The organism is Microbacterium halotolerans, assembly GCF_003569805.1.
GTDB lineage: Bacteria > Actinomycetota > Actinomycetes > Actinomycetales > Microbacteriaceae > Microbacterium > Microbacterium halotolerans.
This window is the reverse complement of the sequence record NZ_KZ984054.1, coordinates 19,456-36,292: the sequence shown is the minus strand read 5'-3', so window position 1 is coordinate 36,292 and position 16,837 is coordinate 19,456. Positions and strand designations below refer to the sequence as shown.

At 64.2% G+C, this 16,837-nt stretch carries 18 protein-coding genes and 1 tRNA gene; 8 read left to right on the top strand and 11 right to left on the bottom strand.

From position 1 onward, the window contains the following. From DZG09_RS13850 to DZG09_RS13840, 3 genes are all read right to left on the bottom strand, one after another. Nucleotides 1–567, bottom strand: coding sequence for a hypothetical protein (locus tag DZG09_RS13850; RefSeq protein ID WP_119698354.1), 567 nt, complete (start codon nt 565–567; stop codon nt 1–3). An 85-nt stretch (nt 568–652) separates the two neighbouring features. Further along, on the bottom strand, nt 653–1,252 hold the full coding sequence (locus DZG09_RS13845; protein ID WP_119698353.1) for a TetR/AcrR family transcriptional regulator: 600 nt from the start codon (nt 1,250–1,252) through the stop codon (nt 653–655). 4 nt (nt 1,253–1,256) lie between these two features. Then, nucleotides 1,257–1,799: a hypothetical protein gene (locus tag DZG09_RS13840; RefSeq protein WP_119698352.1), complete on the bottom strand. Its 543-nt coding sequence runs from the start codon at nt 1,797–1,799 to the stop codon at nt 1,257–1,259. 175 nt (nt 1,800–1,974) lie between these two features. On the opposite strand from DZG09_RS13840, the gene DZG09_RS13835 reads away from it, so the two are divergent. Further along, nucleotides 1,975–2,298: a DUF6112 family protein gene (locus DZG09_RS13835; protein WP_240424084.1), complete on the top strand. Its 324-nt coding sequence runs from the start codon at nt 1,975–1,977 to the stop codon at nt 2,296–2,298. A 2-nt stretch (nt 2,299–2,300) separates the two neighbouring features. On the opposite strand, the gene DZG09_RS13830 is transcribed toward DZG09_RS13835, so the two are convergent. Further along, the gene (locus DZG09_RS13830) at nt 2,301–3,347 is read right to left on the bottom strand and encodes an IS110 family RNA-guided transposase (RefSeq protein WP_119698351.1); all 1,047 of its coding nucleotides are present in this window, start codon (nt 3,345–3,347) and stop codon (nt 2,301–2,303) included. 42 nt (nt 3,348–3,389) lie between these two features. Here DZG09_RS13830 and DZG09_RS13825 point away from each other — a divergent pair, with 42 nt between their 5' ends. Continuing rightward, entirely contained in the window at nt 3,390–4,484 is a 1,095-nt protein-coding gene (locus DZG09_RS13825; protein ID WP_338040004.1) for an IS3 family transposase, read from the top strand. Nucleotides 4,485–4,987: 503 nt separating this feature from the next. Here DZG09_RS13825 and DZG09_RS13820 read toward each other — a convergent pair. From DZG09_RS13820 to DZG09_RS13800, 5 genes are all read right to left on the bottom strand, one after another. Further along, nucleotides 4,988–6,052 (bottom strand): ATP-binding cassette domain-containing protein, encoded by a 1,065-nt coding sequence (locus tag DZG09_RS13820; protein ID WP_119698349.1) that lies wholly within the window; start codon nt 6,050–6,052, stop codon nt 4,988–4,990. Between the two features lie 263 nt (nt 6,053–6,315). Further along, nucleotides 6,316–7,467, bottom strand: a complete 1,152-nt coding sequence (locus tag DZG09_RS13815) for a DUF262 domain-containing protein (RefSeq protein ID WP_119698348.1) — start codon at nt 7,465–7,467, stop codon at nt 6,316–6,318. Nucleotides 7,468–7,557: 90 nt separating this feature from the next. Continuing rightward, nucleotides 7,558–8,613 carry a hypothetical protein gene (locus DZG09_RS13810; protein ID WP_119698534.1) on the bottom strand — a complete coding sequence of 352 codons (1,056 nt, stop codon included), beginning with the start codon at nt 8,611–8,613 and terminating at the stop codon, nt 7,558–7,560. Continuing rightward, nucleotides 8,603–10,258, bottom strand: a complete 1,656-nt coding sequence (locus DZG09_RS13805; RefSeq protein ID WP_119698347.1) for an HsdM family class I SAM-dependent methyltransferase — start codon at nt 10,256–10,258, stop codon at nt 8,603–8,605. The genes DZG09_RS13810 and DZG09_RS13805 overlap by 11 nt, the downstream gene beginning before the upstream one ends. 132 nt (nt 10,259–10,390) lie before the next feature. Next, entirely contained in the window at nt 10,391–10,918 is a 528-nt protein-coding gene (locus DZG09_RS13800; RefSeq protein ID WP_240424045.1) for a site-specific integrase, read from the bottom strand. 129 nt (nt 10,919–11,047) lie between these two features. Between DZG09_RS13800 and DZG09_RS16660 the strand changes: the two genes are divergently transcribed. Further along, nucleotides 11,048–11,206: a hypothetical protein gene (locus DZG09_RS16660; protein ID WP_162893324.1), complete on the top strand. Its 159-nt coding sequence runs from the start codon at nt 11,048–11,050 to the stop codon at nt 11,204–11,206. A 191-nt stretch (nt 11,207–11,397) separates the two neighbouring features. Here the strand turns inward: DZG09_RS16660 and DZG09_RS13795 are convergent. Then, nucleotides 11,398–11,471: transfer RNA gene (locus DZG09_RS13795), tRNA-Pro, on the bottom strand. Nucleotides 11,472–11,697: 226 nt separating this feature from the next. Here DZG09_RS13795 and DZG09_RS13790 point away from each other — a divergent pair. The 5 genes from DZG09_RS13790 (at nt 11,698) to DZG09_RS13770 (ending at nt 15,744) form a co-directional block, all read left to right on the top strand. Then, the gene (locus tag DZG09_RS13790) at nt 11,698–12,135 is read left to right on the top strand and encodes a MarR family winged helix-turn-helix transcriptional regulator (RefSeq protein ID WP_119698346.1); all 438 of its coding nucleotides are present in this window, start codon (nt 11,698–11,700) and stop codon (nt 12,133–12,135) included. 142 nt (nt 12,136–12,277) lie between these two features. Then, nucleotides 12,278–13,480, top strand: a complete 1,203-nt coding sequence (locus DZG09_RS13785; RefSeq protein ID WP_119698533.1) for an MFS transporter — start codon at nt 12,278–12,280, stop codon at nt 13,478–13,480. A gap of 117 nt (nt 13,481–13,597) precedes the next feature. Further along, a complete protein-coding gene (locus DZG09_RS13780) occupies nt 13,598–13,966 on the top strand; it encodes an RNA-binding S4 domain-containing protein (protein WP_119698532.1) in 369 nt (122 codons plus the stop codon). A gap of 103 nt (nt 13,967–14,069) precedes the next feature. Then, nucleotides 14,070–14,252: a hypothetical protein gene (locus DZG09_RS13775; RefSeq protein WP_119698345.1), complete on the top strand. Its 183-nt coding sequence runs from the start codon at nt 14,070–14,072 to the stop codon at nt 14,250–14,252. A 34-nt stretch (nt 14,253–14,286) separates the two neighbouring features. After that, complete coding sequence (locus tag DZG09_RS13770; protein WP_119698344.1) at nt 14,287–15,744, top strand: benzaldehyde dehydrogenase; 1,458 nt, start codon at nt 14,287–14,289, stop codon at nt 15,742–15,744. A gap of 128 nt (nt 15,745–15,872) precedes the next feature. On the opposite strand, the gene DZG09_RS13765 is transcribed toward DZG09_RS13770, so the two are convergent. Beyond that, a complete protein-coding gene (locus tag DZG09_RS13765; RefSeq protein ID WP_119698343.1) occupies nt 15,873–16,820 on the bottom strand; it encodes an NUDIX domain-containing protein in 948 nt (315 codons plus the stop codon). Between the last annotated feature and the right edge of the window lie 17 nt (nt 16,821–16,837).

The window sequence follows — 16,837 nt, the reverse complement described above, 5'->3', positions numbered from 1 at the left end:
TCAGTCATCGAGCCATTTGTTGTGTTTGAGTTGGAGGGCGCGGTCAAGGGCTGCAAGGATGCCAGCGATCCCGAGCGTGGCGTTAGCCCAGACAGGCAGACCCAGGGTCGGCAGTGGCGTGCCGGTCAGATGCGCAAGGGTGGAGTTGAACAGTACCGGGATCTGGGTGACCGCGGCGAACACAAGTACGCTCCACGATACGAAGCCGATCCATCGGTTTGCTTGCGGATGTTTTCGCGCGAGCCCAGCCCGCCAGGATTCGCCCGTGCCCGCGCGGGGTTGCAACGGCACGCGACGGCCATCCTGGACGTTGATGAGATCGACGTGCTTCATCCCGTACAGCGACATCGTGGCCTCGACGCGCGTTGCGGGATCGAGGTCGAACCTGGCTGGTGACTTGCGGGAGTCGATCAGCATGCCGTCACGGTAGAGGCGGATGCGTTCTGAGAAGTCGAAGTAGTCGACATCGATCACGTACTCGACACCGTCATAGGTGGTGGCGAAGGAGCCACGCCAGAACACGTCCCACGTCTCAATCGGGCGGAGCCTGTCGTCTCGTTTCGTCATCACGCAAGCCTTCCGTCTCGACACGTGTCCACCGTCCGCCGGTGAAGAGTACTCACCAGGATGGTGGTCGCCGGGTGGGCTGCACTCATGGCCGTCGGTCATCTGTCGTGGTGATCGCCTTCAGATGGTGCTTGAGGACGGCGACGACACGATCGCTTGCCTCCGCTGCCTGCGAAAGCGCGTGCATCGCGAGTCCATCCAGGAGGCCATGGAGGCGCTCGGTCTCGATGTCGAGGTCGGTTCCGGGACGCAGGAGGGCCACTCGATCGATCTCCTCGAGCGCAGCGGCACACACCGCCCGCACATCACGGTGAAGGTCGCGGACGTTCTCGGACACGCTCGGGTCGGTGAGCGCGAGGCTGCCGAACTGCAACTGGACGATGAGCTCAGTTCGACGAATCTCGTCCAATGGCAGTAGCTCGCACAGCAACGAGAGGGCGAGCTCCGCGCCTTCACCATGCAAGGCCTGAATGCGCGCGTTGACATCACCGCGGATGCGGTTGAGACAGAACCGGCGCAATGCGTCCTGCGTGGGGAACGCTCGGCGGAGCGACGCGGTGGCGATCCCGGCCTCCTCAGCCACCCTCCTCACCGATAGCGCCGCAAGCCCATCAATAGTGAGGACGCGTAGCGCGGCATCGCCGATGTCGCGTTCGCGCCGCCTGTGATCGATGAGTCGGGGCATCTGCTCACGCCCTCGTCTGCGCGGGGGTCTTCTTCGGCCACACCGTATAGCTGATCGCCCATAACAGATCGATCCCCACGATGAGGCCGAGAAGAGGGAAGAAACCTTGGAGTTCGGCAGTGCGGGCAGGGGCCGCGACGACGTAGATCAGTCCGAGCAGGATCGCCCCGGCGATGCCTGCGGCGAGCATCGTGCGCACAACGTCCTTCCAACACGCGATGGTGTACGCGGTGCCGGTGAGTTTCGGACGAGGCGCAGCGCCTCGGAATCGCGTGGCAAACTTCGCATCCGCCCAGGCGATCATCCGATGCCCGTAAGCGACCGACACCCCGATGTAGACGGCGGCAAGACCGTGATGCCACGAGGCATCACTCCCGCCGACCAGATCTATCGCCACAAGTCCGAGAAGTAAGAGATCGATCACGGGCGCCGCGATCAACAGCGCGGCCCCGAGCTTCGGTCGGCCAGCGAGATAGCGAGCGGTGAGGCCGGCCAGGATCGCGACCCAAAAACCAATCTCGCACGCAATGATCGCGATCAAAATCACGAAACGGCCCTCTCGGAAAGCACTGACATACCTCCATGTTAGCACGCCCGTGCTAACACCTGCTCGGATGTTATCTCTCGGCGGCCACGCGTTTCCGACGAGAGATGGGGGCGCCGGGGTGCACCTGGCTGGCAAGTCCGCCATCTCTGGCGTTTGTGAGCTGAAGGAGCACCCTGTGATTGATATTGATCCGAACGGTACCGGGCTTCCCGGGATCGAGCAGTTGCGCATCATCGTCGGCGCGGTGATGACTGTCGGCCTGATCCTCTCCGTCCTCGCCCTGATCACTTCCGCGATCGTGTGGGGCTTCGGTGCGAATTCCTCGAATCCGCATCTCGCGTCGCGCGAGAAGGTCGGCGTTCTCGTGTCGTGTGGCGCGGCGATCATCCGCGGCGCGTCGGTGACGCTCATCAGTTTCTTCTGGGGCATTCGGACTCCGCATGTCACACGGTGCTGTGGGTCAGCGAATGGCCCCGGTCACAGACGCTTCTATGCCTGATGTCAAGTCATCCGAGTTTGGAGTTCGCGGAAGAGCGAGCGAACGACATAGCGTTTCAGGCAGCGTCGGATTTCGCGTGCGGTGCGTCCCTCGGCTCTTCGGCGTGCAACGTAGTCGCGGGTGGTCGGGTCGTAGCTCATGCGGGTGCGGGCGATGACGTCGACGGCGCGGTTGAGCTGGCGATCTCCGGTCCTGGAGAGCCTGTGTCGGGTGTTGTTGCCTGACGATGCCGGCAACGGTGCGATGCCGCCAAGGGCTGCGAACGCAGCCTCAGAACGAACGCGTCCATGGTGGGAGTAGACGGTGACGAGGATCGCGCCGGTGACCGGGCCAACGCCGGGCAGATCTTGAAGGCCAGGCGCGAGCTGTTCGGTGAGCGCGGCGAGCTGACGGTGATTCTCGCGGAGCTGTGCGGTCTGCTCGAGCACTGCCGTGGCAAGTCGCTTCGCTTCGGAGCGTGTCACCCGAGCCGAGTGGTGATCGCGACCGGTGCGCCATGCCGCGATCGTGGCGACCTGCGCGTCGGTGAGCGGTTTGCGTGCGTCGACACCGAGGTCGACGGTTCGAATAAGGGCGGTGAGGGCGTTGCGATTCGCGGTGCGCTGCTGATCGATCAGGGAGCGGGCCGTCAACAGCACGCGCAGCGCCGTGCGTTCACCGGTCTGGCGAGGCTGCGCCAGTCTTGCGACTTCTTTGCCGAGCACGGACCGGGCTGCGGCTTCCGCGTCAAGCGAATCGGACTTCCCGGCATGTGCATGAGACGCGCGCGGTGCTGGACGCACTTCGGTGACATCAAACCCCGCTTCGTTTAGCTGGGCGCTGATTCCGGCCCCGTAGGATGAGGTGCCCTCGATCGCGGCAAGCACAGTGGTACCGCCGGTGCGGCGAACGATCCAGCTGAGTGCTCTGGCATGTCCGGCGGTGGACACGGGGAATGTTGCAGAATCGATGATGGCACCGGTGCGGGAGTGGATGACGCAGTAGGTGTGTGTGCGGGCGTGCGTGTCGATGCCGACGACGTGCTCGAATTTCTCAGCGACGAAAGTCATGAGAACCTCCAGTAGAGATTGCGGATAAGGGTCGCCGGCTTCATGGGGTCGCGGAGAGTCACATCTGTAATGAGTCACACCTTTTCGGGGGTGGACAAGCTTCTGATCAAGGCATCTGCGCGCAGAGACCGGCTTCGACTCGAGCGTGGACACGTCATTTTCAAGACACCGCCACGCGGGCGGGTCGGATATACCCGGAGTCACACGCTGGAGCCGAAGCTCAGCCTCTCAGCCAGCCACGGGCGGGCTCCAGATCCATTACAGACATACCCGCTCGTATCTGAGCTCGCCGACATGGGGATCCCCGTGACGGTGTCGTGCCGGGTTCTCAAGCTCGCCCGTCAGCCCTACTACCGGTGGCGCAACGACCCGATCCGCGACGCGGACGTGCTCCGCGCGCATCGAATCAACGCGCTGCACGACGCGCACCACGACGACCCGACGTTCGGGTATCGATACTTGGCTGATGAGGCGCGCCGGGCTGGGTGGCGGATGAGCAGGCGGACGGCGTGGAAGCTGTGCTCCCAAGCTGGGATCCTCTCGTCCGCGCAACGCCGCCGGCGGGGCAAGAGCAAGAAGGTGGGTCCGCCGGCGTTCGACGATCACGTCCAGCGCGTGTTCCGTGCTGATGCACCGAACCGGCTCTGGCTCACGGACATCACGGAGCATCGGACGAGCGAAGGCAAGCTCTACTGCTGCGCGATCAAGGATGTGTTCTCGAACCGAATCGTTGGCTACTCCATCTCGGATCGGATGACCGCGAAGCTCGCCGTCGACGCCGTGCGCAACGCCGTCGCCCGCCGCGGCGACGTCGCCGGGTGCATCCTTCACGCCGACAGAGGTAGCCAGTTTCGCAGCCGAGCGATGGCCCGGGAACTTCGCCGTTGCGACATGGTCGGATCGATGGGGCGCGTCGGCGCCGCCGGGGACAACGCGGCCATGGAGTCGTTCTGGTCGCTGCTGCAGACGAACGTGCTCAACCAGCAGCGATGGACGACCCGCCAGGAGCTTCGCCTCGCGATCGTGGTCTGGATCGAGCGGAAGTATCACCGGCAGCGCGCGCAAGACGCTCTCGGCGGGTTGACGCCCATCGAGTTCGAAGCCAAGCTAGCGGAGCCGCTCACGCTCGCGGCCTAAACCAAACCTGTCACCAGTTCGTTCCTCACGCCCGAACTCCCTGGGTCGAGTGGTGACATGCAGTATGACGAGATCGACGACTCTGATGGCATGCCGATCCGTGTCCCCCGCGACGACTAATACCGGATCTGCTCCGATTGCGCGAGCTGCTGATTCGCCCTGAGTTCCGTCCTTTCCTTTTGGAGGATGGAGTGGTCCCAAGACCGTATCCAGACGAGTTCCGTCTGCGCGCGCTGCGGTTGCTGAAACGAAGCTCGTCCCAACCATAAGACCAATCACGCCGCGATCAAGCACATGATCAGCGTGGAAGAATGAACCGCATTCTGGGCTTCCCTGAACCTGCGCGGCTGAGGGCAAACAGTAATTCGTCTGCGTCCTTCCACGACACAGTAAACGCGTCGCCGAAGCTGGCGTCGCGTTGGGGCGAGGAAACTATGACGGCAGGTCTGGGTCGGAGTCATACCTCGCGGGCTTAAACGCAACACATGGCTCTGCTCGGCTGGTTACACGCCAGCTCGAACAAGCGCGGCAAAAGTAGCCGACTCATCCGCATGTGTCCGCGCCCAAGATGCGGCAAGTACTGTCAACACATGCGGTCTACCATAAGCCTCACCTAGCAGATTGACCCAATCGTGGGAGTCTTCTCCTTCAAGGTCGTCGAGCTTGCGCTGAAGCTCCGCTTCATCGACGCCTAAAGCATCTGCAAGCGCCGCCGGGTCATCTTTAAGAGTACGGAAGAGCTCGTCTGGATCGTCACGGCTTGGGAGAAAGTGAAGCGGCCAGCGACCCGCTATTGGCGCGTCGGACATCTCTTCCCTTTGATCGCCATCGGGGACGACAGCGAACGTTAGCTCGGGCACGGGAGGCCGAGGCAGGCTGCTGCGGAGCGGGGTCATATACCCATTGCCGTCACCCCAGACGAGTGAAGTGGTCTTGTAGAGCATGCGATCGCTCTGATCGAGCAAGGCTCGACAGAGGTACCAGGCCGACTCGTCTTCGACGAATAGAACACGCTCTATCGGTGGTCTTGCCAGCAAAGTGTCGGCGATCGTGGGATCGTCCTGGGAGTGGAACGCGTCTGTCGAGCCGCCCGCCCCCATGCGCAAAAGCAGAAACGCGCCATGATCGACCGCCGACGAGATCATTTCTTCCGAATGGGTCGAAATGACCATACGCCAGCCGCGCTTCTGGCAGATTGTCAGAAGCCGCGAGAGAAGGCGTTCGACCCCGATCGGAGGCAGGTACGCGTCAGGCTCATCCAGAAGCAAGGTCAGATTCTTGTGGTTCTTAAATTGTTCGAGGATCCAAAGCAAAAAATGGACCGAGAACTCACCGAGACCCATGTCGAGTGCGTCGTACTCGATCCCAGCATAACTGACCGTGAAATACGGAGTTAGGGGATCATCATCTGGGGCGCCGCCCCACCGGAACTTCGCCGCGATCTCACCGTCCTCCGGGCCAACGTCGAGCGCGTACCAGTCGACCGAGTAGTAATCGCGACCAACAATCCTTCGCACGTCTTTTAGTCGCTTGTCGTCGGGGCCAAGTCTGCCAAGCTCGTCCTTCATTTCCTCTAGATTCGAGAGCGACCTAAGAACGATGAGCGCTTGTTCGCACAGATGATGGAGATCCAGGTAGAGCCCGCCGTCTCCTAAGTTCGAAGCAATGGACCGTAGCAATCGCGATTTGCCCGACCCATTTCGTCCGCCAAGGATGGTGCATGGGCGGGAAAGGTCGATGGCACCTGTAGCGCCAATGTCCAACAGGTTCGGCGTCGTACGTCTGTGAGCAGTCTGAAGCTCGTGCCAGACGCGCAGTTCCTTGGCTCGCCTCATGCCGACGCTTCCCGATTAACGATAGGGTTTCCCCAGTCAGACTGCTCGATAAACGTCGAAATGGAGCTCTGGACGTGATTGGTCGGACTCTCTTGAAGCTGGCGGAGCAGGCTGTCTGAATTACGCCGAGGCAGCGTTTTGAACTCGTGCTCCGACACCAAATGGATCACGAGGTCACGAATCAGAACAGAGGATACGTCCGTCACACGGTACGACGCGCGATCATCGTAGAGTGCCGCGAGCTGACCTCGGAAGTCGGTACTCTGGTCCTCGCGCGTCTCAAGACGTAGTTCCTCAAACCGCGCGAGTAGACCGTCAGGTATTGGGCCAGTAGCAGTGGGAGCCCACGCGCAGTACACCAGCCACGTCTGCAGGGTTCCTTTGTTGAATCGGACTCGAGTCGGTGTCTGGTCGATGAGTTCGAGCAGCCGAGCAGCAGCTGATTGGACACCAGAAATCGTCGCCTCGACGAACGCTCCAGTTCGATACTGCGCTTCGACCACGTTGTTGTTGATGTGTCGCCGCATGTCGTCAAGCTGCAGCGCCACGCAAGCTCGTGCGATGACGTCGTCGTAGGCGAGCCGACTATTGCTGAAGCCGATGCGCTCTTTCGTCAGGAGACCGCTCACCTTGAGCTCTTCAACCAGCTCCTTAACTTGATCTCGCGCTTCACCATGCAGTGCGTTGCGCTTCTCAGGAGGGGTTAGGTTGTAGGACTGATTGAGCCTAAAGAAGAGCTCATTCGGCTCCTGCGGTTCATAATCATCTAACTTGATCACGGAGAGCGAAAAACTGTTCACTGCGCGCCGAACCTCGGGCGGAAGCTTTTCATACGTCAAGCCATCTAGGCGCTTTATTCGCTCATCAGGAGGCTCCGTAGACCCGTTCACCTTGACTTTGTTCGCGAAGAAGTCACGGATCGCAGCCAGCCGCTGCTGTCCATCCAGCACCACATCCCCGCCCTCCGAGTCCACAACAAGGTGGATCGCGGGCACGTACCAACCGCGCAGGACAGTATCGATCAACCGTTGGCGTCGCGGGGAATCCCAGATCTCGTCGCGCTGAAAATCCGGTTGAAGATCAATCTCACCATCCCGAATGCGTCGCACCAACGACTCAAGGTCAGGGTCTGACTTTGTCAGTCTCACAGGTCTCCTTCGAAAAGTGCCGACGCGCCGATGCCATCAATCCCAGAGACTTCGACGTCAAATGAATGGGGCTTGCTTGCTCCGGACGTGTCAACCGGAGCCGATGATCTTTTCCTGGGATTGAGCGTTTCCGCGGCGAGCGCGAGCTTCAACGTGCATGTTTACGGGGGTCGCATCAATAACGCGTCTGACCATTTCGGAGATAAACCGATCCGGGCGCAGGTCGGCCGGAACTCTCTCCCAAGGCAAATGCACGGGAGGGAGGCTTGATAGAGCAACCTCAACATCTGACTGTTCGACTTGTTCTTCAGCTTCGTCGTCAGTGTCCGCGTCACCGTGGACTCCGGCTTCAGCGAGGCGGTCTTCGCCATCGCCTTGGTCATCATCTGACTCTTCGACGGAGAGGTGGCTACCGTATTCGATGACGATCAGAGACACGGCGTGGTAGGCGTCATCTTCGCGTCCGAGCTTCTGGAGAAGATCGATGAGCCACTCGGCCTTATCGGGCGACTCGTCGAAGATGGTGGATCGGAGTCCGTAGACGAAGCCGAGTGCCGCGAGGGGGTGGCGGAGGCGGAGGTTCTTTGCATCGCCATAAGATTCCTCGACACGATTCGCAGCGTTCTTCCCAAAGCTGGAGTCCATCCGCTTTGTGCTGATGAGGAGCTCTGGTCCAGCTGCCCAGTTCGACATCACGACGTCGACCTGCTTGAGGTAGTTCTTGCCGAGAATGTTCGCCGAAGATGCGGCGGCTCCGGTGGGCGGTGTCTTTGCCTGAAGTCTCTTCCAGAGCGCATCACGTTCCTTGGCCGTGACCTTGCCGAGCAGGCTCACGATAGGGCCAGGCAAGATTCGCGGTGCCGAAGGACGTGGCCAAGCGGCGTCAGCATCGAACCCGGAGCGACGGAGCTCATACGAAAGCCAGACGTCCAACGCGAGAGCGGGTACGCCCGTCGTAGTGGGGGCTTTCAGGTAGAGCGGGACTCCCAGAAGCTTGATGAGCGTGTCATAGTCGGGCTCATAAGAGAGAGCTCCGCTCTCATCTTTAACCCAAGGGTTACTGTGTTCCCCGCTGGGAGCGGCATCAGCGACGATGCGATCAAAGATCGCCCACGCTTTCGCCTTTGTCGATGGTTCAGCGGCCACTTCGTCCCCTTGCTTGGCGTCGGCCTGCCAGGGCGGCATGGGCGTCTCGCACATGGTCGAGTTCGGATTCTGTAACGAGCTCGGGGCCAACGAGTAGGACGTCGTCGACGAGCTTGACTGCTGCGAGGAGGTCTCCTTGTTGGAGGAGCTTCGTAACGTCCTGCTTGATGAGACGCAGTTGCTCAGCGCGAGCTTGTACATGTGCGGGTGAGGGCATTGCCCAGACGTCGGCCTCGCGCGGCTCAAGCTTGAGAATCCCTCCCCCATACGCGCGTCCCACCATTTCGGCGTTGAGAAGAGTCACCGAATTGAGGCTCGCGATGGGCAGAAGGTCGCGCCCCAGCTCCCGATTTTGCTCGTTGAGGTAGACGCCGTGGACAGAGTTGAGGTGGTGCGCGCCCGCCGTGTTCGTCGTCAGCCTGGGGGTGTCGGCGTTCATGCACGTCAGCATCAAGTCGGCGGGTGGCAGAAGCGGCACTCGGTACCACGGCTTCCGTACCCGGCACTTGTATGCGTCGTCGACACCCGCGAGGTGTCCGGTGTCGATGTATGCCTGCGCAGCTGCAGACGGCCTGTCAGCTGGGTGGAACAGCCAGGTGGATTTACCTAGTTGCCCGAGCTTGATCATCGCACTGCTGGAGAGTTCAAGTCCTCTGAGATGGGAACTGCCAGGCGGGGAGAGCCGAACAAGGTCTTTGCGAGGCAGACCGAGTTCCTTGACTCGTGCCGGTGAGAGCGCGAAATAGCGATTGTTGCCAGTGACCATTCCAAGCGTGGTGTCGCCCCAGGTGTCGAGGCTTGTGAAGTGGCCTTCTGCTCGGAGCGTGCGAAGAGGCTCCACCGCGTCAGGGTCTACCAGTAGCCCTGTCCATTTCGCTGACGGGTCGATCGGCTTCCAAGTAAGCGAACCGGTAAGCGATGCGAGAGCATTGGCGTCTTGAGCCTGGTAGATCGTCGCGTGATCGGTTGGCCCCTCGTTGAACCCATCTGCGAGGAGCAGCACGACATCAGCTTCTGCTTCGGGGAAAACCTGCTCAGCGAATAGGACGAGTTCAACGCTACGGAATCGGTCGAAGAGGAACTGCCGGACAGCCGCCGCATAGTTCACGCTGAGAAGCTCCGCGGGGAGCACTAGCCCCATCCGCCCGCCGTCCTTCAAGAAGAGGGCGGCGTGGACTGTGAACGCAGCCCAGCTTGACGCTAACGCAGTCAGAGAGACCCCGGCTTTCAGGGCTGCTGCGCGTGACCTGATTCGAGACTCGCCGGTGAAGTCCTGGTAGCGGATGTAAGGCGGATTGCCGACCACGACGGAGTAACGGGCCTCTGGTTCGACGAGGAAGAAGTCGCTCACCGTGATGTTCGGGCTGCCCCCGGCGTCCTCAACCCGACGGTGCGCGACTGCGGCGCTGTGCTCATGGATCTCGACACCGTCCACGGCAGGCGTGCCAGCGCCGTGCTCGTGGAGACGGCGCACTGCTTGGACGAGGAACGCCGCATCACCAGCGGAGGGTTCGAGGACGGTGTCCGTTGAGCTTCGGATCGCCCAGTCGGTCACATAGCGCGTTATCGCATCGGGCGTGAAGAACGCGCCGCGAGCCTTGCGCAGTTCTGCCGTGTCGGCAGAGATTACGGCGGTTTCAGGCATGTCTCCATTCTGTCGTAAACCCCCGACAGACACGGGGATGCTGCTCAGCATGGCGTGCTCTCCCCCGCAGAAACCTCCAGGTCGCGTAACGAAACACGCCGTCTCGCGTCCTGGCCGCGGTCTGCCCCACCATCACGCTGGTCTTCCGAACGCTTGTTCCAGGAAGTCCGCTGTGACCGGGTTCACGGTCTCGTTGCGGCGGATATAGTGATCCCGGGCGATCGAGGGGTCGCTGTGTCCGAGGAGTTCGGAGGAGAGCTGCAGTCCCCCGACCTCGTTGATCGCGGTCACGGCCGTGCGACGGAACCGGTGCGGGGTGACGTCAGGAACTCCGGCTTGCTGCATCACGTCACGGAGCTGCCTGCGGATGTTGTTCGTCGTGTGCGGTGTCCCGACGCGAGTGGAGAACAGCAGCGTGTCCGGGTGGGTGAAACGGATCTTCTCCAGTCGCGCCTGGATCGCCCGGAGCGCAAACGCTGGCAGAGCGACGCGGCGGACCGAGCGTGCAGTCTTCGGATAGTCCTGTCGGTGCGTGGGTTCACCCTTGCGGCTCACGATCGTTCCCGAGATCCGCACCGAGGGTATCGGCGCGTCAAGGTCGAGGTCGCCGAGGCGGATCGCGAGGACTTCCCCGATGCGCCCGGAAGTGCCGAGCATCATCTCAATGACCTGCCCGAGCTGCCCGTCAGGTTTCGGGCCTGCCTTGATCGGCCGCTACTCCCACAGCGCTGGGTGCCGTCACTATCACGACGGCGGACGGGACTGCTGCACGGATAGGTGACATCTGAGGTGGCTAGCCCCATCGAGACCACCCGCGGCTACCTGCACCCCGACACCCGACACCTCACCGACGCCGCGGCCCGCGCGAACGCGTTCCTCGACGGGCAAGAAAACCCCACCCGCGAGGCTCCTGCCAAGACGCGTCCGGCAGCGGCTCCCGGGCGATGAAAACGGTCGCAGATCGCAGTGAAAACGGGCTCCAGGTCCCGGCCAGGTCCCGGCTCGTCGCAACGTCCGCAGTTGAAGCATCTCGATGGACATCGGCAGTCACGGTGGGATGCTTCCATAAACCCCTCCGAAGGGGATCACGGAAACGACGAAGCCCAGGCGAGAAACTTGCTCTCACCTGGGCTTTTCTGTCGGGATGACAGGATTTGAACCTGCGACCCCCTGACCCCCAGTCAGGTGCGCTACCAAGCTGCGCCACATCCCGTTGTTCACTTTTCAGGCTGAACCAGCCGCTAGCGCACTTGACCCCCAGTCAGGTGCGCTACCAAGCTGCGCCACAGCCCGATGTCGTCCGCGTGCGGACAACTCGACAAGTCTAGCCCGTCGCCGAACATCCCGCGAATTCCGCGACCCTCGCGTGGCGTGCGTGACGCGCCTCGCCCATCCGAATACGCATACCTTAGATATATACTGATGGTATTCTTTCTTAGGTGACCAGAGAACAGGATCTCGAGGCGCTGATCATCGGCGCACATGCGCTCACCCGCATCGCCGCTCTCGACACGCACAGCGAGACTCCTGCCACCCAGTGGCGCACGCTGGCGATCCTGCGCGAATCCGGCCCCCAGCGGCTCGGCGACCTCGCCAGGAGCAGCCGGGTCACCCAGCCCGGCATCACCCGCCTGGTCAAGACGATGGCCGAGGCGGGGCTGGTGGAGCGCAACCCCGATCCGGACGACTCCCGCGCGGTGCAGATCGCCGCAACCGAGCAGGGGCTCGCCGCGTTCGCCGCATGGCGCACGGAGATCGCCTCGACGCTTCTCCCCCGCTTCGCGAAGCTGAGCGATGACGACTGGGCGGCGCTGCGCCGCACGGCGCAGATCGCCAACCGGGTCGCGAACGACGCCACCCGCGCCGAAGGCCCGTAGCTCCGCGGCGAGCGCACTCTTCTGCGCGCCCCGCGCATCCGGATGCTCTCACGCCGCACCACGGCCGTCCGGAATCCTCACCACGATATGAGAAAGGTGCTTCGTGAGCGCATCGAACGACCACTCCGACCACGACCAGCCGATGTGGAAGCAGCCGCTGCCGGTCTGGGCCATCGCCTTCGCCTGCGTCGTCGCCTTCATGGGCATCGGCCTCGTCGACCCGATCCTGCCCGCGATCGCCGAGCAGCTGCACGCGACGACGTTCCAATCGGAGCTGCTGTTCACGAGCTATCTGCTCATCACAGGTCTGGCGATGCTCATCACGAGCTTCGTGTCGAGCCGCATCGGCACCAAGACCACGCTGATGCTGGGGCTCGGAGCCGTCATCGTGTTCGCATTCCTCTGTGCGATCAGCGGTTCGGTCGATGCCATGATCGGCTTCCGCGCCGGTTGGGGGCTCGGCAATGCGCTGTTCATCTCGACCGCTCTCGCCGCCATCGTCGGGGCCGCATCTGGCGGCACGGGCAGGGCGATCGTGCTCTACGAGGCAGCCCTCGGAATCGGAATCGCCATCGGTCCGCTCATCGGCGGCCTGCTCGGTGAGATCAGCTGGCGCGGGCCGTTCTTGGGGGTCACCGTCCTCATGGCCGTCGCCTTCGTCGCCATCGCCGTGCTGCTGCGCGGTCCGCAGGGTCCGCGTGAGCGCATCGCTCTGTCTGCACCGCTCAGGGCACTCGGCCGCCCCGCACTCGGACTGCTGGCGATCGCCGCGCTGTTCTACAACATCGCGTTCTTCATCCTGCTCGCCTATTCCCCGTTCCCGCTCGGCTTCGGCGCCATGGGCATCGGGTACACATTCTTCGGTTGGGGCATCGCTCTCGCCGTCACGAGTGTCTGGCTCGCACCGATCGTGATCAGAACGTGGGGACGGCGCATCGCGCTCATGATCGCACTGCCGCTGCTCGCGGCGGACCTCGTCGTGGCCGGATTCCTCGTCGAGCACGTCACAGCGCTCGTCGTCTGCATCATCGTCGGCGGGCTCTTCCTCGGCGTGTGCAACACCACCCTCACCGAGGCAGTCATGGAGGCCACCGATCTGCCGCGCCAGATCGCTTCGTCCTCGTACTCCGCTGTACGATTCCTCGGCGGCGCGGCCGCCCCTCCGCTCGCCGCATGGCTGGGCGAGGCGTTCAGCGAGACGGTCCCCTACCTGTTCGCGGCCGCGGCCGCCGTGATCGCGACGCTTGTGCTGGCTCTGGCCAAACGCCCACTCGCAGTCATCGACCAGAGCGATGCCGATCGGGCGGAGGAGGCTGAGTCGGTCGTCGTCGGCGACGCCGCGTGACCCCGCGAGCGCACGTGCCTCGTGCCGAACAGACCCTTTCCGTGCGCGCCCAAAGGTGGCCTGCTCCAGCACGAAGAGCGCGCTCAGCGCGAGGAATGCGGACGTACGATGGACCGGATGGCAGATTCCGTGCGACTCGATGTGTGGCTGTGGGCCGTTCGCGTCTACAAGACCCGCTCACTCGCCACGACTGCGGTGCGCGGCGGGCACGTGCGCGTCAACGACGCCCCTGTCAAGGCCTCACACCCGGTGCGGGTCGGCGATGAGGTGCGGGTGCGCAACGGCCACATCACGCGCATCTTCGGTGTGAAGCAGCTGCTCGTCAAGCGCGTCGGCGCCCCGGTCGCCGCAGCCGCCTACGACGACCGCACTCCTCCCCCGCCTCCGCGCGAGTTCGTCGAGCCGATCGGCATGCGCGACCGAGGTGCGGGCCGCCCCACCAAGCGGGAGCGACGCGAGATCGATCGACTGCGCGGCCGCGATTGATCCTCATCAAGTCCACACGAGACGCGCGCTTCTCCCTGGAGGCGCGCGACAGCCGCGCACCGCGGCGGCGGGGCGCAGAGCGTTCGAGGTTCCTCGACCGCTGATGGAGATGTCCGTCTCCGATGCCCCGGGCCTCGATGAGCTCGGCATCGGCTTCATGGCACTCGCGACCGGGTATGGTGCAAGCATCGTGTATGACGGCGCAGCACGGGTTGCGCGCCGCGTACGCGAATGCCCTCGCAGAGGACACGGCCCCGTGCTGATCGACGCGCGCATCGTGCCGTAGCCTCCCCCGCAGACCACCCCTCGAAGGAGAGAACATGACACTCATCGATCCCGCCATCTGGGAAGGCAAGATCAGCACCGGATCCTGGCAGCCGGGTTCCGCCGGTGTGCAGGACGTCATCGAGCCCGCGACCGGCGCCGTGCTCGGTACTGTGGGCGTCGCCGATGCAGACGACGTGTACGCCGCAGCGACTCGAGCCGCTGAAGCTCAGCGCGAGTGGGCCGCGAAGCGACCGGAGGAGCGCGCCGCAGTGCTGCGCCGCGCCGGCGATCTGTTCGAGCAGCACGGCGAAGAGATCCAGCGCTGGATCATCCGGGAGGACGGCTCGATCCCGCCCAAGGCGGGGCTCGAGACGCACGTCGCCGCCAACGAGTGCTTCGATGCCTCGGCGCTGCCGCATCTGCCCCAGGGCGACGTGCTGCCGAGCGACGAGGCGCGCTGGTCACTGGCGCGCCGCAACCCCATCGGCGTCGTGTCCGTGATCGCGCCGTTCAACTTCCCGCTCATCCTGTCCATCCGGGCCGTCGCCCCGGCTCTCGCGCTCGGCAACGCCGTGCTGCTCAAGCCGGACCCCCGCACCGCCGTGTGCGGCGGCGTTGTGCTGATGCGCGTCTTCGAGGAGGCGGGCCTGCCGGCCGGCGTGCTGCAGTTGCTGCCAGGCGGCGCCGACGTCGGAGCCGCCGTGGTCGACGCACCGGAAGTGAGCGCTGTGGCGTTCACCGGATCGACGGGAGCCGGCCGGAAGATCGGCGAGACCTGCGGGCGCCTGCTCAAGCGCGCGCACCTCGAGCTCGGTGGCAACAACGCCCTGATCGTGCTGCCGGGCGTCGACGTCGACAAGGCGGCCTCGGCCGCGGCGTTCGGATCGTGGATGAACTCGGGCCAGATCTGCATGACCACCGGTCGCCACATCGTGCACGAGTCCGTGTACGACGAGTACGTCGCCGCGCTCGTGGCGAAGGCGAACGCCCTTCCCGTCGGCGACCCGAACACGGAGCAGGTCGCCCTTGGCCCGCTGATCGACGACCGTCAGACCGCACACTGCGCCGAGATCGTCGCCGACGCGGCCGCCGCTGGCGCGACGATCGCAGCGGGCGGCACCCACGAGGGCCGGTTCTTCCGGCCGACGGTGATCACCGACCTCGACCGCTCCAACCGCGCGTGGAGCGAGGAGATCTTCGGCCCCGTCGCGCCTGTGATGAAGTTCTCCAGCATCGACGAGGCAGTGGAGATCGCCAACGACTGCGAGTTCGGGCTGTCGATCGGCGTGCTCGGCAACGTCAGCGACGCGATGGCGGTCGCCGACCGGCTCGACAGCGGCAAGATCCACATCAATGAGCAGACCGTGTCAGACGAGTCGCAGGCCCCGTTCGGCGGCACCAAGTCGTCGGGCAACGGCACCCGGATCGGCAGCGCCGAGACCAACATCGAGGCGTTCACCGAGGTGCAGTGGGTCACCCTGCGCCCGCAGATCGCTGACTACCCGTTCTGATCGGCGCCGGCCGACTCCGAACATCCGGAGTCGGCCACGCCGCGGGCTCGCGAGATGCGCACGTTTTCGACGAGATGACGTCCCAAACGGCGCATATCGACGACATGTGCGCATCTCGGCAGCGAGGGTCAGGGCAGGAGTGCGCGGAGCCATGAGGTGGGGCGGACGTGCGCGCCTGCCGTCTCCAGGCGGGCGCGCAGGGCACGGTCGCTCGTGACCGCGGTGACGTTGAGCCCGGATGCGCGCATCGCCTCGGCGCGCATCACCAGTTCGTCGTCTCCGGAGCCCGGCGCACGCACGACGCGCACGGCGCACGGCGCCGCGTCTCGGTTCGCCTCGCCGAGGGAACGGTGCGCGTTTCCGGCATCCGGCATCGCTCGGGCCGCGCCCTCGACCACCATCTCGATCCCGGGGAACCAGCGCTCGTGCGGCAGGCCGAGATCGGCGGCGGGCAGCCCGGCTCCGGCGAGCGTCTCGAGCCCGCCGCGCAGCCGGGCCGCGGCCCCGGCGCGATCGCGCCACCATCCGTCTGGCACGGATCCGACCACGTTCGCCGCGTCCACCAGCAGCACGGGGCGCACGCCGAGCGCGTCGCGCAGACTCGGCCACGCGGCGGCGAACGACGGGTGCAGTTCCCGCTCGTCGACCTCATCGACCGGCACCCATGCCAGTTCCAGCGACTCCGGATCGCTGATCGTCGGCTCGAACGGATCCGTCACGTCGGCGACGACCGTCGTGTACTGCCACACGCCCGCGTCGAACACATGGGTGAAGCGCGGCCGCACGGCGCCATCCGGAACGCCTGCTTCCTCCTGCGCCTCGCGGATCGCACCGTCGTCGACGGTCTCGCCCTGGTGCAGCGCGCCGCCGGGCAGCGCCCACGTGCCGCCGAAGTGGCTCCATCCGACCCTGTGCTGCAGCAGCACGCCGCGAACCGGATCCGTCGCCAGCAGTCCTGCTGCGCCGAACCTCCCCCAGTACCGCTCGCCTGTCGGCGCGACGACCCATGCGTCTCCCGGATCCCGCGGCCCGTGCGGCCGTCGCGGCTCACCGGCCGCGGGAGGAACGATCGTCATCCGTCCACGCTACCGCC

Coding starts and splice junctions, on each gene's coding strand:
- DZG09_RS13825 (WP_338040004.1), top strand. CDS start 3,390: ATGGGGTCGCGGAGAGTCACATCTGTAATGAGTCACACCTTTTCGGGG.
- DZG09_RS13775 (WP_119698345.1), top strand. CDS start 14,070: ATGGAGATGTCCGTCTCCGATGCCCCGGGCCTCGATGAGCTCGGCATC.
- DZG09_RS13800 (WP_240424045.1), bottom strand. CDS start 10,918: ATGATGCTCGGCACTTCCGGGCGCATCGGGGAAGTCCTCGCGATCCGC.
- DZG09_RS13805 (WP_119698347.1), bottom strand. CDS start 10,258: ATGCCTGAAACCGCCGTAATCTCTGCCGACACGGCAGAACTGCGCAAG.
- DZG09_RS13780 (WP_119698532.1), top strand. CDS start 13,598: ATGGCAGATTCCGTGCGACTCGATGTGTGGCTGTGGGCCGTTCGCGTC.
- DZG09_RS13770 (WP_119698344.1), top strand. CDS start 14,287: ATGACACTCATCGATCCCGCCATCTGGGAAGGCAAGATCAGCACCGGA.
- DZG09_RS13820 (WP_119698349.1), bottom strand. CDS start 6,052: ATGAAGGACGAGCTTGGCAGACTTGGCCCCGACGACAAGCGACTAAAA.
- DZG09_RS13850 (WP_119698354.1), bottom strand. CDS start 567: ATGACGAAACGAGACGACAGGCTCCGCCCGATTGAGACGTGGGACGTG.
- DZG09_RS13785 (WP_119698533.1), top strand. CDS start 12,278: ATGTGGAAGCAGCCGCTGCCGGTCTGGGCCATCGCCTTCGCCTGCGTC.
- DZG09_RS13765 (WP_119698343.1), bottom strand. CDS start 16,820: ATGACGATCGTTCCTCCCGCGGCCGGTGAGCCGCGACGGCCGCACGGG.
- DZG09_RS13830 (WP_119698351.1), bottom strand. CDS start 3,347: ATGACTTTCGTCGCTGAGAAATTCGAGCACGTCGTCGGCATCGACACG.
- DZG09_RS13845 (WP_119698353.1), bottom strand. CDS start 1,252: ATGCCCCGACTCATCGATCACAGGCGGCGCGAACGCGACATCGGCGAT.